The sequence below is a fragment of the Bacillus bruguierae genome (assembly GCF_037104725.1).
Lineage (GTDB): Bacteria > Bacillota > Bacilli > Bacillales > Bacillaceae_G > Bacillus_A > Bacillus_A bruguierae.
The window spans coordinates 45,183-59,188 of record NZ_JBAWSX010000023.1; the positions used below are offsets into that span (position 1 = coordinate 45,183).

The 14,006-nt window shown below is 37.9% G+C and carries 21 protein-coding genes and 1 rRNA gene; 20 read left to right on the top strand and 2 right to left on the bottom strand.

What is annotated here, in order from left to right:
* Positions 1-48 precede the first annotated feature (48 nt).
* From WAZ07_RS23990 to WAZ07_RS24070, 17 genes are all read left to right on the top strand, one after another.
* Entirely contained in the window at positions 49-699 is a 651-nt protein-coding gene (locus WAZ07_RS23990) for an adenylate kinase (RefSeq protein WP_035433699.1), read from the top strand.
* A complete protein-coding gene (map, locus tag WAZ07_RS23995; protein WP_242224054.1) occupies positions 699-1,445 on the top strand; it encodes a type I methionyl aminopeptidase in 747 nt (248 codons plus the stop codon). The genes WAZ07_RS23990 and map overlap by 1 nt, the downstream gene beginning before the upstream one ends.
* A gap of 67 nt (positions 1,446-1,512) precedes the next feature.
* Positions 1,513-1,731 carry a translation initiation factor IF-1 gene (infA, locus tag WAZ07_RS24000; RefSeq protein ID WP_020062312.1) on the top strand — a complete coding sequence of 73 codons (219 nt, stop codon included), beginning with the start codon at positions 1,513-1,515 and terminating at the stop codon, positions 1,729-1,731.
* Between the two features lie 35 nt (positions 1,732-1,766).
* Positions 1,767-1,880, top strand: coding sequence for a 50S ribosomal protein L36 (gene rpmJ, locus WAZ07_RS24005; protein ID WP_000868344.1), 114 nt, complete (start codon positions 1,767-1,769; stop codon positions 1,878-1,880).
* 21 nt (positions 1,881-1,901) lie between these two features.
* The gene (rpsM, locus tag WAZ07_RS24010) at positions 1,902-2,267 is read left to right on the top strand and encodes a 30S ribosomal protein S13 (RefSeq protein WP_090918549.1); all 366 of its coding nucleotides are present in this window, start codon (positions 1,902-1,904) and stop codon (positions 2,265-2,267) included.
* A 24-nt stretch (positions 2,268-2,291) separates the two neighbouring features.
* Positions 2,292-2,681, top strand: coding sequence for a 30S ribosomal protein S11 (rpsK, locus tag WAZ07_RS24015; protein ID WP_000101801.1), 390 nt, complete (start codon positions 2,292-2,294; stop codon positions 2,679-2,681).
* Between the two features lie 180 nt (positions 2,682-2,861).
* Positions 2,862-3,806 carry a DNA-directed RNA polymerase subunit alpha gene (locus WAZ07_RS24020; RefSeq protein ID WP_242224055.1) on the top strand — a complete coding sequence of 315 codons (945 nt, stop codon included), beginning with the start codon at positions 2,862-2,864 and terminating at the stop codon, positions 3,804-3,806.
* A 35-nt stretch (positions 3,807-3,841) separates the two neighbouring features.
* The gene (rplQ, locus tag WAZ07_RS24025; RefSeq protein ID WP_020063215.1) at positions 3,842-4,204 is read left to right on the top strand and encodes a 50S ribosomal protein L17; all 363 of its coding nucleotides are present in this window, start codon (positions 3,842-3,844) and stop codon (positions 4,202-4,204) included.
* Between the two features lie 112 nt (positions 4,205-4,316).
* On the top strand, positions 4,317-5,159 hold the full coding sequence (locus WAZ07_RS24030) for an energy-coupling factor ABC transporter ATP-binding protein (protein ID WP_336474431.1): 843 nt from the start codon (positions 4,317-4,319) through the stop codon (positions 5,157-5,159).
* The gene (locus WAZ07_RS24035) at positions 5,135-6,016 is read left to right on the top strand and encodes an energy-coupling factor ABC transporter ATP-binding protein (protein ID WP_336474432.1); all 882 of its coding nucleotides are present in this window, start codon (positions 5,135-5,137) and stop codon (positions 6,014-6,016) included. Before WAZ07_RS24030 ends, WAZ07_RS24035 begins: the two co-directional genes overlap by 25 nt.
* On the top strand, positions 6,004-6,798 hold the full coding sequence (locus WAZ07_RS24040) for an energy-coupling factor transporter transmembrane component T family protein (protein WP_336474433.1): 795 nt from the start codon (positions 6,004-6,006) through the stop codon (positions 6,796-6,798). Before WAZ07_RS24035 ends, WAZ07_RS24040 begins: the two co-directional genes overlap by 13 nt.
* 14 nt (positions 6,799-6,812) lie before the next feature.
* Positions 6,813-7,556 carry a tRNA pseudouridine(38-40) synthase TruA gene (truA, locus tag WAZ07_RS24045; RefSeq protein WP_336474434.1) on the top strand — a complete coding sequence of 248 codons (744 nt, stop codon included), beginning with the start codon at positions 6,813-6,815 and terminating at the stop codon, positions 7,554-7,556.
* A 155-nt stretch (positions 7,557-7,711) separates the two neighbouring features.
* Positions 7,712-8,149 carry a 50S ribosomal protein L13 gene (rplM, locus tag WAZ07_RS24050; RefSeq protein ID WP_035434682.1) on the top strand — a complete coding sequence of 146 codons (438 nt, stop codon included), beginning with the start codon at positions 7,712-7,714 and terminating at the stop codon, positions 8,147-8,149.
* A gap of 21 nt (positions 8,150-8,170) precedes the next feature.
* Positions 8,171-8,563 carry a 30S ribosomal protein S9 gene (rpsI, locus tag WAZ07_RS24055; protein ID WP_020063209.1) on the top strand — a complete coding sequence of 131 codons (393 nt, stop codon included), beginning with the start codon at positions 8,171-8,173 and terminating at the stop codon, positions 8,561-8,563.
* Positions 8,564-8,727: 164 nt separating this feature from the next.
* Positions 8,728-9,156, top strand: coding sequence for a DUF2521 family protein (locus WAZ07_RS24060; protein ID WP_336474435.1), 429 nt, complete (start codon positions 8,728-8,730; stop codon positions 9,154-9,156).
* 66 nt (positions 9,157-9,222) lie between these two features.
* Positions 9,223-9,936 (top strand): N-acetylmuramoyl-L-alanine amidase CwlD, encoded by a 714-nt coding sequence (gene cwlD, locus WAZ07_RS24065; protein WP_336474436.1) that lies wholly within the window; start codon positions 9,223-9,225, stop codon positions 9,934-9,936.
* Positions 9,937-10,075: 139 nt separating this feature from the next.
* Positions 10,076-11,137 carry an Mrp/NBP35 family ATP-binding protein gene (locus tag WAZ07_RS24070; RefSeq protein ID WP_090920411.1) on the top strand — a complete coding sequence of 354 codons (1,062 nt, stop codon included), beginning with the start codon at positions 10,076-10,078 and terminating at the stop codon, positions 11,135-11,137.
* 15 nt (positions 11,138-11,152) lie between these two features.
* Here the strand turns inward: WAZ07_RS24070 and gerD are convergent, their stop codons facing one another.
* A complete protein-coding gene (gene gerD / locus WAZ07_RS24075) occupies positions 11,153-11,761 on the bottom strand; it encodes a spore germination lipoprotein GerD (protein WP_020063205.1) in 609 nt (202 codons plus the stop codon).
* Between the two features lie 136 nt (positions 11,762-11,897).
* Between gerD and WAZ07_RS24080 the strand changes: the two genes are divergently transcribed.
* Positions 11,898-12,500, top strand: a complete 603-nt coding sequence (locus WAZ07_RS24080) for a KinB-signaling pathway activation protein (RefSeq protein WP_336474437.1) — start codon at positions 11,898-11,900, stop codon at positions 12,498-12,500.
* A gap of 44 nt (positions 12,501-12,544) precedes the next feature.
* On the opposite strand, the gene pdaB is transcribed toward WAZ07_RS24080, so the two are convergent.
* Positions 12,545-13,309, bottom strand: coding sequence for a polysaccharide deacetylase family sporulation protein PdaB (pdaB, locus tag WAZ07_RS24085; protein WP_090920405.1), 765 nt, complete (start codon positions 13,307-13,309; stop codon positions 12,545-12,547).
* Between the two features lie 136 nt (positions 13,310-13,445).
* Here pdaB and WAZ07_RS24090 point away from each other — a divergent pair, with 136 nt between their 5' ends.
* The gene (locus tag WAZ07_RS24090) at positions 13,446-13,664 is read left to right on the top strand and encodes a hypothetical protein (protein ID WP_090920402.1); all 219 of its coding nucleotides are present in this window, start codon (positions 13,446-13,448) and stop codon (positions 13,662-13,664) included.
* A 218-nt stretch (positions 13,665-13,882) separates the two neighbouring features.
* Positions 13,883-14,006: ribosomal RNA gene (locus WAZ07_RS24095) — 16S ribosomal RNA — on the top strand; the annotation flags it as partial.

Here is a 14,006-nt window from a genome sequence, read left to right on the forward strand (position 1 = left end):
CGGGAAGATTCATCTTCCCTGTATGCTCATTCATGAGGGGGAATACAGATGAACTTAATTTTAATGGGGCTTCCAGGTGCCGGTAAAGGCACACAGGCCGAAAAGATTGTTGCCAAGTATAACATCCCTCACATTTCAACAGGAGACATGTTTCGTGCTGCTATGAAAGATGAAACTGAACTTGGTTTACAAGCTAAGTCCTTTATTGATAAAGGAGCACTTGTACCAGATGAAGTTACAATCGGAATCGTGCGTGAGCGTTTGAGTCAAGAAGACTGTGTAAAAGGCTTCTTATTAGATGGTTTTCCACGAACAGTTGCACAAGCTTCAGCTCTTGAAGAAATCATGAAAGATCTTGGCAAAAAGATCAATTATGTTTTAAACATTAATGTGGATTCAGGATTACTGCTAAAACGTTTAACAGGCCGTCGCATTTGTAAAGAGTGCGGTGCGACTTACCACTTAGAATTCAATCCGCCAGCAAAAGAGGGCGTGTGCGATAAGTGTGGTGGCGAGTTATATCAGCGTTCTGATGACAACGAAGAAACTGTAGCAAATCGTTTAGAAGTGAATATTAAGCAAACAAAGCCGTTGCTTGATTTCTACGAAGAGCTTGGTTACTTAAAAAGCATTAATGGTGAGCAAGATATCGATAAAGTATTTGCTGATGTCGATCTTCTCATCGGAGGCTTAGCGTAATGATTATTTGCAAAACTCCTCGCGAAATCGAGATTATGCGAGAAGCTGGCAAGATTGTTGCTTTAACTCATCAAGAGTTAAAAAAGCATATTGCCCCAGGAATTACAACGAAAGAGCTCGATCAAATAGCGGAAAAAACGATTCTAAAATATGGCGCTGTGCCATCTTTTAAAGGATACAACGGATTTCCGGGAAGCATTTGTGCTTCGGTAAACGAAGAGCTTGTACACGGGATTCCAGGAAAGCGCAAGCTCCAAGAAGGCGATATTATTAGTATCGATATTGGTGCGAAATATAATGGATACCATGGAGATTCTGCATGGACGTATCCAGTAGGAAACATTTCCGAATCTGTTCAAAAGCTACTTGATGTCACAGAAAAATCGTTGTATCTTGGTCTAGAACACGCAAAACCGGGCGAGCGATTATCAAATATTTCGCATGCGATTCAAACGTATGTTGAAGATAGTGGATTCTCGATCGTTAGGGAGTATGTCGGTCACGGAATCGGGCAAGACTTACATGAAGACCCACAAATCCCACACTATGGTCCACCAAATCAAGGGCCTAGATTAAAACCGGGAATGGTCATTTGTGTTGAGCCGATGGTGAACCAAGGAAGACGATATGTAAAAACACTATCTGATGACTGGACAGTGGTAACGGTAGATGGTAAATGGTGTGCACATTTCGAGCACACGATTGCTCTTACAGAAGCAGGATACGAAATCCTTACCACTTTATAGGTAGCTGGCTCTCCGGAATTTCAGAACAGTGTAGAATGTTACTGATTTGAAGAAGGGAGAACATTGAATGGCTAAAGATGATGTAATTGAAGTCGAAGGTACCGTTATTGAAACGTTGCCAAATGCTATGTTCAAAGTAGAATTAGAGAATGGGCATGTTGTATTGGCTCACGTTTCTGGTAAAATCCGTATGAACTTCATTCGTATTTTACCAGGAGATAAAGTTACGGTAGAATTATCTCCGTACGATTTAAATCGTGGTCGTATCACGTACCGCTTTAAATAATATAGCACTCCGTAATCTTTAAGGAGGTTCGAGACATGAAAGTAAGACCGTCAGTTAAGCCGATCTGCGAAAAATGTAAAGTTATTCGTAGACGTGGAAAAGTAATGGTTATTTGTGAAAACCCTAAACATAAACAAAAACAAGGTTAATCAGAAGGAGGTGCATTCGGAATGGCACGTATCGCAGGTGTAGATATTCCTCGTGACAAACGCGTTGTTATTTCTTTAACTTACGTATTCGGCATTGGTCGCACAACTGCTGAAAAAATTCTTGCTGAAGCTGGTGTTTCTTCAGAAACACGAGTTCGCGATTTAACTGAAGACGAATTAGGACGTATCCGTGATATCGTCGATCGTATCAAAGTTGAAGGAGACCTTCGTCGTGAAGTATCCCTTAACATTAAACGTCTAATGGAGATCGGTTCTTACCGTGGTCTTCGTCACCGTCGTGGTTTACCAGTTCGTGGTCAAAACTCTAAAAACAATGCTCGTACACGTAAAGGTCCACGTCGTACAGTAGCAAATAAAAAGAAATAATAAGTAAAGGAGGTTGAACTAACAATGGCACGTAAAACAAACACTCGTAAAAAACGTGTGAAAAAGAATATTGAAGCTGGTGTAGCTCATATTCGTTCTACTTTCAACAACACAATCGTAACACTTACAGATACTCACGGTAACGCGCTTTCTTGGTCTAGTGCTGGTGCACTTGGTTTCCGTGGATCTCGTAAATCTACTCCATTCGCTGCACAAATGGCTGCTGAAACTGCTGCTAAAGTTGCAATGGAGCACGGTTTAAAAACTTTAGAGGTTACTGTAAAAGGTCCTGGTGCTGGTCGTGAAGCTGCAATTCGTGCTCTTCAAGCTGCAGGTCTAGAAGTAACAGCAATCAGAGATGTTACTCCAGTTCCTCATAATGGATGTCGTCCGCCAAAACGTCGTCGTGTTTAATTTTTCTGTATAGAATTTTCCCTTTTGTCTATAATGGATATGATGCATTATCGAGAAATTTCGTACAGAAACATCGCTTGTTGTGCACAATCGGGAACTGCCTAAGGGGGACTTTCGGTTAGACAGAGGTTTTTCCTTTGTTTAGCCGAGGTTTCGACGTTTTGAAGGAGGGTTTAGTTAATGATTGAAATTGAAAAACCGAAAATCGAAACGGTTGAGCTTAACGAAGATGCTAAGTATGGTAAATTCGTTATTGAACCGCTTGAGCGTGGATATGGTACTACTTTGGGTAACTCCTTACGTCGTATCCTTTTATCCTCACTCCCTGGTGCCGCTGTTACTGCCATCCAAATTGATGGCGTATTACACGAATTTTCGACAGTTGAGGGTGTAGTAGAAGATGTTACAACGATCATCTTAAACTTGAAAAAGTTAGCTCTCAAAATCTACTCTGAAGAAGAGAAGACACTCGAAATCGATGTACAGGGCGAAGGTGTTGTCACAGCTGCTGATATTACTCACGATAGTGATGTTGAAATCTTAAATCCAGATTTATACATTGCGACGTTAGCAAAGGATGCGCATTTCCGCGTGCGTTTAACTGCAAAGCGTGGCCGTGGGTATACGCCAGCTGATGCAAATAAGAGCGAGGATCAACCAATAGGTGTAATTCCTATTGATTCTATTTATACTCCAGTATCACGTGTGACTTACCAAGTGGAAAAGACACGTGTTGGACAAGTGGCAAATTATGATAAGCTTACGCTTGATGTATGGACGGATGGAAGCATCGGGCCAAAAGAAGCTATCTCTTTAGGTGCCAAAATCTTAACAGAGCATTTAAACATCTTTGTTGGTTTAACTGACGAAGCACAAAATGCTGAGATTATGGTCGAAAAGGAAGAAGATCAAAAAGAAAAAGTTCTAGAAATGACAATTGAAGAACTTGATCTTTCTGTTCGTTCTTATAATTGCCTAAAACGTGCAGGTATTAACACTGTACAAGAGCTTGCGAATAAAACTGAAGAAGATATGATGAAAGTTCGTAACTTAGGACGTAAATCTTTAGAAGAAGTTAAGCATAAGCTGGAAGAATTAGGTTTAGGCTTACGTAAAGACGACTGAGGATTTAAATTCATCAACGAAGGAGGGAACTACGAATGGCATACAGAAAATTAGGCCGTACAAGTGCGCAACGTAAAGCTATGTTACGTGACTTAGCTACTGATTTAATTATCAATGAGCGCATCCAAACGACAGAAACTCGTGCAAAAGAACTTCGTTCTGTAGTGGAAAAAATGATCACTTTAGGTAAACGCGGAGATCTTCATGCTCGTCGTCAAGCAGCTGCTTACATTCGTAATGAAGTTGCTAATGCTGAGACTGGTCAAGATGCATTACAAAAATTATTCGCTGATGTAGCTCCACGCTATGCTGAGCGTCAAGGCGGATACACTCGTATTGCAAAAATTGGTCCACGTCGCGGTGACGCTGCACCAATGGTAATTATCGAGTTAGTATAATGTCAAGCAAAAGGGCAGGACAGTACTTTTTAAGTAACTGGTCATGGCCCTTTTTTTTTAAGTATAGAAGAAAACGTTTATTGGGCTGAATAATGGAAGAGGGTGTCCACAAGTGAAAAAAGAGAAGCTTCGTGCTGAGAACATATCATTTCAATATCCTCAAGCTGCTTCTTACGCCCTGCGTGACGTTTCACTCTCCTTATATGAAGGAGAGTGGGTATCTATTATTGGACAGAATGGGTCAGGGAAATCAACGCTTGCAAAGTTATTAAATGGCTTGTTTTTACCATCAGGAGGAACAATTACTGTAAATGGAACACTTGTTTTATCAGAAGAAACTGTATGGGATATTCGTAAGCAGATTGGAATGGTTTTTCAAAATCCAGATAATCAATTTGTCGGAACAACTGTACAGGATGATGTTGTCTTTGGGCTTGAGAATGCCGGAATGCCAAGAGAACTAATGGTAGAACGTATGAAACACGCTTTGGAGCTCGTTCGAATGGAAGAATTCCAAAATGAAGAACCTCACTATTTATCGGGTGGACAAAAGCAGCGCGTTGCAATTGCAGGCGTATTAGCACTTCAGCCGTCTATTTTAGTATTAGATGAGGCAACATCTATGCTTGATCCCCAAGGCCGTAAAGAAGTGGTAGAAACGGTAAGAGACCTTGTTCGTACGAAGGGAATTACAGTTCTTTCGATTACTCACGACTTAGAAGAAGCAGCGCAGTCAGATCGTATTATTATTTTAAATCGCGGAGAATTACTAGAAGAGGGAACACCTGAACAAATTTTTCAATCACCGGAAATGCTGCAAGAAATCGGTTTAGACGTACCATTTTCAGTGAAAATGGCAGAATTATTGAAAAGCAATAAAATTCCTTTACAATCAATGCATCTTACAATGGAAAGTTTGGTGAGCGAACTTTGGAGATTACATTCCAAAAAGTAGAGCATCGTTATCAATATAAAACCCCATTTGAAAAACGAGCCCTTTACGATATAGATATTTCGCTTCCTAGTGGTGGTTATTATGCGATTATCGGTCATACGGGATCGGGTAAGTCAACGATGATTCAACATTTAAATGGCTTATTACAACCAACGACTGGTACTGTTCAAATTGGGGAATATAGAATTTCTTCTCAAAAGAAAGCGAAGAAGTTAAAGCCTCTTCGAAAAAAAGTAGGGGTTGTTTTTCAATTTCCAGAGCATCAATTATTTGAAGAAACGGTAGAAAAGGATATTTGCTTTGGGCCTTTAAACTTTGGTGTATCTGAAGCAGCGGCAAAACAAAAGGCAAAAGATTCTATTCGGTTAGTTGGGCTACCAGAGGAGCTATTAGAACGATCTCCGTTTGAATTAAGCGGTGGACAAATGAGACGCGTTGCTATAGCAGGTGTACTCGCGATGGAGCCTGAGGTATTAGTGTTAGATGAACCAACAGCAGGACTTGATCCTAAGGGACAAAATGAACTTATGGAGATGTTTTATCATCTTCACAAGCAAAAAAATCTTACGGTGATTCTTGTGACACATAATATGGAGGATGCTGCAAAATATGCAGACAACATTGTTGTGATGCATAAAGGAACGGTCTTTTTGCAAGGAACATCAGAGGAAGTCTTTACGCATGCAGATGAGCTTGAACAAATTGGTGTATCTCTTCCGATGTCGCTAAAGTATAAGCGAGAAATTGAAGAGAAATTAGGCATTTCTATACCGAAAGCCACCTTGTCTTTAGAAGATTTAGCAGATGAAGTCATACAACTGTTTAGAAAAGGTGGGGATTCATCATGCAGCAGTTAATTATTGGAAGGTACATTCCGGGAGAATCTGCTATTCATAGATTGGATCCTCGTACAAAACTGTTAATGGTCTTTTTATATGTATTTGTTGTATTTTTAGCAAATAATGCAATTTCATACGGCTTGCTATTTTTGTATGCACTCATTGCTTTGTTTTTTGCAAAAGTGCCGATTCGCTATATTCTTTCTGGGCTAAAACCTATTTTATGGATTTTTTTATTCACGTTCTTTCTGCACATTTTTACAACAAAAGAAGGTGCTGTACTCGTTCAATTTGGATGGTTTTCTATATATGAGAAAGGTTTGGAGCAGGGAATTTATATTTCTATTCGTTTTTTGGTCATTATTTTAATGACGACCCTATTAACATTAACGACAACACCAATTGAAATTACAGATGGCATGGAGACACTGCTGCATCCTTTAAAACGTATAAAAGTTCCTGTTCACGAAATCGCACTTATGATGTCTATTTCTTTGCGCTTTATTCCAACTTTGATGGATGAAACAAGTAAAATTATGAAAGCACAAGCTTCTCGTGGTATAGACTTTGCAGGCGGTCCAATGAAAGACAGGGTGAAGGCGATTATCTCGTTACTTGTACCGCTATTTATTAGTGCATTTAAACGTGCAGAAGATTTGGCAATTGCTATGGAAGCACGAGGTTATCAAAGCAGCGGATATCGTACGAAATTCCGGCAGCTAGAATGGAAATGGATCGATACATTAACGCTTTTAAGTCTATTTGGTTTAGCGTGTATTTTAATTTTGGTTCGATCGTAATGGAGAGTATGAATATGGAAAGAATAAAATGCACAGTTTCGTATGATGGAATTAACTTTTGTGGATATCAGATTCAACCGAATCAACGTACTGTTCAACAAGAAATAGAGAAAGCTTTGCAAAAGGTGCATAAAGGGGAAGCTGTTCGTGTACAAGCGTCAGGAAGAACAGATTCCAACGTTCATGCCAAAGGCCAGGTTATTCATTTTGATACACCCCTATCATTAACAGGAGAGCAATGGATGGCGGCTTTAAATACAATGCTGCCAGATGATATTGCTGTGCAGCAGGCTGAGAAAAAAACGTTAGACTTTCACGCAAGGTACGGCGTTGTAAAAAAAGAATATCGTTATCGTGTATTATTATCTAAAAAAGCTGATGTATTCCGTAGAAATTATGTATATCAGTATCCGTATGAATTAGATATAGAATCTATTCGAAACGCACTTCTTTATTTTATTGGAACGCATGATTTTACTTCATTTTGTTCGGCAAAAACTGATAAAAAAGATAAAGTACGAACAATTTATGAAATAGATTTAATAGAGCAAGGCGATGAGCTAATCTTTCGCTTTGTTGGAAATGGTTTTTTATATAACATGGTTCGAATTATTGTCGGTACGCTGCTTAGCGTTGGTCAAGGAAAAATTGCTCCTGAAAGCATTCCAGACATTTTAAAAAAACAAGACCGCCGTTTTGCTGGGAAGATGGTACCGGGGCAAGGCCTTTATTTATGGGAGGTAAACTATAACAACTAATCCTGGTGTAACATTCGCTTGACATTAGAAACTCAAAAGTATATCATAACATATGGTATTGTTTCTAAAACCACGATTAGCCCCGGAAGGAAATCGTGTTTAAGATAAACAATAGATTTTTTCTATGGAAAAGATAACGAGTAGGAGGGAAACAAATGCGTACGACTTTTATGGCAAAAGCTAACGAAGTTGAGCGTAAATGGTATGTGATTGACGCTGAAGGTCAAACTTTAGGTCGTCTTTCTAGTGAAGTAGCATCCATTTTACGTGGTAAAAACAAACCAACATTTACACCACACGTTGACACGGGTGATCATGTAATTATTATTAACGCTGAGAAAATTCACTTAACAGGTAATAAATTAAACGATAAAATTTACTACCGTCACACTAACCACCCAGGTGGACTTAAACAAAGAACAGCTCTAGAAATGCGTACAAACTACCCTGTACAAATGTTAGAGCTTGCTATTAAAGGCATGCTTCCAAAAGGACGTTTAGGACGTCAAATGTCTAAAAAATTAAATGTGTATGCTGGATCTGAGCATCCACATCAAGCACAAAAACCAGAAGTTTACGAACTTCGCGGATAATTAATTAAAGGAGGGCTTACTTTGGCACAGGTACAATACAATGGTACTGGACGTCGTAAGAGTTCAGTAGCACGCGTACGCCTAGTTCCAGGCGAAGGACGCGTTATCATTAACGGTCGTGATTTTGAAAACTATATCCCATTTGCTGCATTACGTGAAGTAGTGAAACAACCTCTAGTTGCAACAGAAACTTTAGGTAACTACGATGTACTTGTAAATGTACATGGCGGTGGATACACTGGTCAAGCTGGTGCTATCCGTCACGGTATTTCTCGCGCTTTACTAAAAGCTGATCCAGAATACCGTTTAACATTAAAACGTGCAGGTCTATTAACTCGTGATGCACGTATGAAAGAGCGTAAAAAATACGGTCTTAAAGGTGCTCGTCGTGCACCTCAGTTCTCAAAACGTTAATTTTTGCGAACTTCAAACCTCAGCCTTTTGGCTGGGGTTTTTTTATGTTCTTCAATAGTTTTTGTTAGCATCTCCTTCTTTGGAATATTTTAGTGCTACCTTCTTGTGTATGCTTCCTACTGAGAAGTTTAGACTAATACGTACATAGGGAGGTTTTAAGTACTATGAATGTTATTGTGAGTCTGAAAGAAAAACAAAGAGAAAAGCAATTGAAGTATGAACGTAAAATATTGCGTGAATTATCATTACAAACACTTAGAGAAAATATTCGTAATTGCTTTTGTATGGATACATTTCATCGTCATTATGAAGATTATTGTATAGAACTCGGCATTGAGTCTTATTTATTAGGAGCTAGGTATAGTAAGTTTGGATATTATGGAGAATCGCTTTTAGATGTAAAGAACAGATCATCTCATGAAGAAACTCAATTAACAGAAATGCTGTTTCATTTTTTGACAAGTGTGCCTTTGCGTACTTTGGAAGAAAATGAAGATGAGCAGCTATATCAATCGTGTCAGTACTTTATTAGCGCTTGGTGGCAACAAGGATATGAGAAGGGTGAGAAAAGATATCGCATGAAGCTGCATTAAGTAAATCATAAACTTTCCTCTTGTCCCATATAAGTAAGTAGAGGGACTAGCTAGAGGAGGAAAGGTATGAAAAGAATTCGGATTATTTCTTTTATGTTAGCAGCGGTGGTACTCTTTTTTTTAGTAAAGCAGGAATTTCAAATCACAAAATCATGGAGAGCATGGAATTTGCCTTTGTCTGGAAAAATTATTGTATTAGATGCTGGTCATGGCGGCCCAGATGGAGGAGCGGTTGGCGGAGAAGATATTGTTGAAAAAGATATTACACTAGAAATTACTAAAAAGGTACGAGACTATTTGCAGGAACAAGGAGCACTTGTTATTTTAACGCGTAATGGAGATTATGATTTGGCTGACAAAAGCACGAAGGGATATAGTCGCCGTAAAGCAGAGGATTTAAAAAAACGTGTAGAAATTATTAATAAGCCTGATGTTGACTTTTTTGTTAGTGTGCATTTGAATGCCCTTCCAAGTGGTAGCTCAAAAGGAGCACAAACATTTTATTATCGTTCTTTAGTAGAAAACGAACGAGCGGCAAAATTTATTCAAGCTGAATTACGAACAAGTCTTGAGAATACGAACCGTTCGGCGAAAACAATTTCTCATGTTTATTTATTAAAGTATGCGAAAACACCTGGTGCATTAGTTGAAGCTGGTTTTTTATCAAATGTAAACGAAAGATATTTACTGAACTCAGAGAAATATCAGCAAAAAGTTTCCGCTGCTATATATCGCGGAGTCTTGCGCTACTTTACTGAAAAAGGAAACCCTCCCGATTAAGGGAGGGTTTCTTTGTAACGGAGTTTTCCGAAAATATGCTATACTTACAATGAAAACGCATTTATTTCGTTTTAACGGCAATTACATGCTCGTAAGAACTTAATTTCAATTATCTTCATAACAGGGGGCGGGACAGATTATGGTAACGAAAGAACAAGTAATGGGAGCACTTGAAGGGATTGTAGATCCGTTTCTAAATAAAACATTAAAAGAAACAAATGCTATTAAAGAAGTTACAGTAAAACCAGAAAAAGAACATGTTAGCATTAAAGTTGCAATTGTGAAAACAGGAACAGCGGAGCAAATGCAGCTGCAAGGAACACTCGTAAAATTAGTGAAAGAATTAGGAGCAGCGACAGTAGGATTGCGCTTTACAGAATTTACCGAAGAGGAACGATTACAATTTGCTCCGCAAGAAGAGCAGAGTGAATCTTTATTATCACCGCATGCTAAAACAACTTTCTTAGCAGTAGCGAGTGGAAAAGGCGGTGTTGGAAAATCAACGGTTTCTGTAAACTTGGCAATTTCTCTTGCCCGTTTAGGGAAAAAGGTTGGGATTGTTGATGCTGATATATACGGATTTAGTGTGCCGGATATGATGGGGATTGAAAAACGTCCTATTGTACGTGGTGATAAAATCATTCCAGTAGAACGTTTTGGTGTGAAAGTTATTTCTATGGGATTTTTCGTAGAAGATAATGCGCCTGTTATTTGGAGAGGTCCTATGCTTGGTAAAATGTTAAATCATTTCTTCACAGAAGTAGAGTGGGGGGATTTAGATTACTTAGTGTTAGACTTACCTCCTGGTACAGGTGATGTAGCATTAGATGTGCATTCAATGCTTCCGGCATGTAAAGAAGTTATTGTAACAACACCGCATCCAACAGCAGCTTTTGTAGCAGCTAGAGCTGGCGCAATGGCACTTCGTACAGAGCATGAGATTATTGGTGTTGTGGAAAATATGTCTTATTTCGAAAGTAAAGTAACTGGTGAAAAAGAATATGTATTCGGAAAAGGCGGAGGGGAAAAATTAGCAACAGAACTGCAGACAGTAGTACTCGGTCAAATTCCGCTTCAGCAACCAGATTGGAATACAGAAGAATTTGCTCCATCTGTATACGATGAAAATCATAAAATTGGAGTAATCTATAAACAAATTGCTCAGCAAGTAATTGAGAGAGCTGCAATTAAACAAAAATAACCCTCAGTACGAGGGTTATTTTTGTTCTTTTTTGCCTTCTTCTGATCCGCCTTCTTTTTTCTGTTCACCACCACTTTTCTGCGCTTTTTCAACACCTTTACTAATAATATCAATCATTTTTGCCTGAAATAATGGACTTTCGGCAGTTTCGGTTAAGACTTGCTGTAAATATTGACGGTACTCTTTACTTTTCATTGTTTGCATCATGATTTTTCCTACTTCTGGATTTTTCATGATTTCTATAACACCAGCTTGATAATCAGGATCTTTTAATAAAGTTTTCATTAAATTTGTTTGTTCTTTCTCGATGCTTTTTGCAAATTTAGTGGCAAACTCAGGGTCTTTAAATACTTTTTCCCAAAATTGTTGCCCTTTCTCTGATATCATAGTATCTTCAATCGTTTTTTTTACTACAGATTCGTCTAAAATAAGAGCTTGTTTCATTTTTTCATCGGTTAGTACATCTTGAATTGCTTTTTTTCCTTGATCCGTTTTTAAAATATCAATAATCATTTTTTTCGTTTGATCATAATCTAATTGGGATTTCGCTTCTTTTTCCTGTGCGCATGCAACGATTCCGATAAAAAGGATGAAAGAGACCGAAATGAGTAGAATCCGTTTCATCAGCTAGGGCTCCTTTCACGTGTTTCTCTTTTTTAATATAAATCTCTTAGGAGAATTTATGCATATTGATGGCTAGCTTTTTAAAATTGACATTGTTACAATTTAATTAGAAATATATATAATGGGGGATATGTCTGTGAATAGCCGAAATTGGGTACGACTCTTTTTGACGACTTTATTTCTTGGGGGAAGCAGTACAATCTTTATCGGTTTTATTTTAGAGTGGGACAAGTACAATGAATTTTTTCAAAATTTCGACGGAAAGGAAATCCTAATTGTTTCTTTTTGGTTGCTTGGAGTCGGTTTTATTTTTAGTGTAATCAGTCAGATGGGGTTCTTTGCATATCTAACAATTCATCGATTTGGGCTAGGGATGTTTCGTTCTCCCACCCTTTGGAATGTAATACAAATGTTCTTAATTGTGTTTGTATTATTTGACTTTGTATATTTACGCTCCGTATTAATTGCAAATGGGAACGCATCACTGGGTACGAATATTTTTGTTGCCGCAGCTCTTTTTTTGTTTGGAATAATCGTTGCTTACATAAAAAGCAAAGAGACAAACAAGAAGGCGTTTGTTCCAGCGTTATTCTTTATGATTGTTGTAACTATTATTGAATGGGTTCCAGCATTACGTATTAATGATACGAATTGGTTATATTTAATGGTTGTTCCATTGCTCATTTGCAATGCATATCAGGTTTTGATATTGCATCGTTTAATAGGACAAAAAAGCTGATTCCTATATTGGAATCAGCTTTTCTTTAGTGGATAAGGATGAGTTTAATCTATGTCTTTACTTTTAGCTTTTGTATTTGAGATGAGCTGGGAAACAGAGATGTTTTCAAATCCATCTGTTTTTAATTTTTGAATCAGCATTGGCAATGCTTTATTTGTTTGTAGTGCTGAATCAGAAGCGTGAAGTAGAATAATATCTCCTTCGTGCAAGTTTTCTGAAACGGTTGTAACAATTTTATTGACTCCAGGGTTTTTCCAATCATTTGAGTTATTGCTCCAATGTACAACCGTATACCCAAGAGATTCAGCAATTTTTAATACCGTTTTATTAAAGTTACCATTAGGAGGGCGTAGGAGTTGAACTTGTTTCACTTGAAGTTTTGTAAATATGTCCTGTGCCTTTAGGAGATCCCTTCGGATTTCGCTAGCCTCTAAAGATGTATAGTCTTTGTAATTGTATCCCATACTTCCAATTTCGTGCCCGTCTTTTATAATGCGCTCTACAATATCAGGGTGACGTTCTGCCCACGCAGCAGAAAGGAAGAAGGTGGTGTTTTTAATCTTTTTTTCTTTTAATGTATCTAGTATAGGTAATGCTTTCTCATCTCCCCAACTAATATCGAATGTTAAAGAAACCTGTTTTTTTGTCGTGTCTCCTTTATAAATTGCTTTTGGACCAGTAGCTGTTGAAAAAGCTGATTGATAGGAATATGTTTTTAAAAAAAGTAGCCATGCCGTAAAAAGGGAAAGCACAATAATAAGACTAATTTGTTTAAACTTATGTTTACTCGTTATAAAGAAGAAAAACATCGCTTCTCCGCCCCTTTGTCCAATCCTTTTCAGTTACTTATATGCAGAAAAAGAAGAAAAGAGAACTAAACGATTAACATCGTAAGAAAAGGATATAATGAACGGTATGTAGATAAGAAACAGCTGAGGTGACAGAATGATTGGATTACTGATTACGGAGCAGGAACAAAAGGAACTAGAATATGTATTGAAAAGAGAACTAGACGAGTTATTATTTGACTTTGCAGATAAACGAATTCATCATGTTGTAAAAAAGACGATGGAAGAGCGATATAAATTGTTGTTTACTTTATTTACAAAAATTGCTCCACCTGAAGATTGTACAAGGTATATGAGAAAAAGAATTTTTTATTAAAAAGTATTGACGGTATGGTTCTATATATGATAAATTGATATTCGTCGCTGATGAACGAATTCATCAAGCGCGAAAAAAGAAATAAAAAACATTGTTGACATTGAAAAACAAAGATGTTAACATAAGGAAGTCGCAATTGAGCGGCGGATAAGTTCTTTGAAAACTGAACGAAACAAACAACGTGAAACGTCAATTTTATTTATGATGCTAGACAAACTTTATTGGAGAGTTTGATCCTGGCTCAGGATGAACGCTGGCGGCGTGCCTAATACATGCAAGTCGAGCGAACCGATTAAGAGCTTGCTCTTAAGAAGTTAGCGGCGGACGGGTGAGTAACACGTA

Bases quoted from the DNA above. Each gene is read 5' to 3' on its own strand.
- WAZ07_RS23990 (WP_035433699.1), top strand. From the start codon at position 49: ATGAACTTAATTTTAATGGGGCTTCCAGGTGCCGGTAAAGGCACACAG.
- map (WP_242224054.1), top strand. From the start codon at position 699: ATGATTATTTGCAAAACTCCTCGCGAAATCGAGATTATGCGAGAAGCT.
- infA (WP_020062312.1), top strand. From the start codon at position 1,513: ATGGCTAAAGATGATGTAATTGAAGTCGAAGGTACCGTTATTGAAACG.
- rpmJ (WP_000868344.1), top strand. From the start codon at position 1,767: ATGAAAGTAAGACCGTCAGTTAAGCCGATCTGCGAAAAATGTAAAGTT.
- rpsM (WP_090918549.1), top strand. From the start codon at position 1,902: ATGGCACGTATCGCAGGTGTAGATATTCCTCGTGACAAACGCGTTGTT.
- rpsK (WP_000101801.1), top strand. From the start codon at position 2,292: ATGGCACGTAAAACAAACACTCGTAAAAAACGTGTGAAAAAGAATATT.
- WAZ07_RS24020 (WP_242224055.1), top strand. From the start codon at position 2,862: ATGATTGAAATTGAAAAACCGAAAATCGAAACGGTTGAGCTTAACGAA.
- rplQ (WP_020063215.1), top strand. From the start codon at position 3,842: ATGGCATACAGAAAATTAGGCCGTACAAGTGCGCAACGTAAAGCTATG.
- WAZ07_RS24040 (WP_336474433.1), top strand. From the start codon at position 6,004: ATGCAGCAGTTAATTATTGGAAGGTACATTCCGGGAGAATCTGCTATT.
- truA (WP_336474434.1), top strand. From the start codon at position 6,813: ATGGAAAGAATAAAATGCACAGTTTCGTATGATGGAATTAACTTTTGT.
- rplM (WP_035434682.1), top strand. From the start codon at position 7,712: ATGCGTACGACTTTTATGGCAAAAGCTAACGAAGTTGAGCGTAAATGG.
- WAZ07_RS24060 (WP_336474435.1), top strand. From the start codon at position 8,728: ATGAATGTTATTGTGAGTCTGAAAGAAAAACAAAGAGAAAAGCAATTG.
- cwlD (WP_336474436.1), top strand. From the start codon at position 9,223: ATGAAAAGAATTCGGATTATTTCTTTTATGTTAGCAGCGGTGGTACTC.
- WAZ07_RS24070 (WP_090920411.1), top strand. From the start codon at position 10,076: ATGGTAACGAAAGAACAAGTAATGGGAGCACTTGAAGGGATTGTAGAT.
- gerD (WP_020063205.1), bottom strand. From the start codon at position 11,761: ATGAAACGGATTCTACTCATTTCGGTCTCTTTCATCCTTTTTATCGGA.
- pdaB (WP_090920405.1), bottom strand. From the start codon at position 13,309: ATGTTTTTCTTCTTTATAACGAGTAAACATAAGTTTAAACAAATTAGT.
- WAZ07_RS24090 (WP_090920402.1), top strand. From the start codon at position 13,446: ATGATTGGATTACTGATTACGGAGCAGGAACAAAAGGAACTAGAATAT.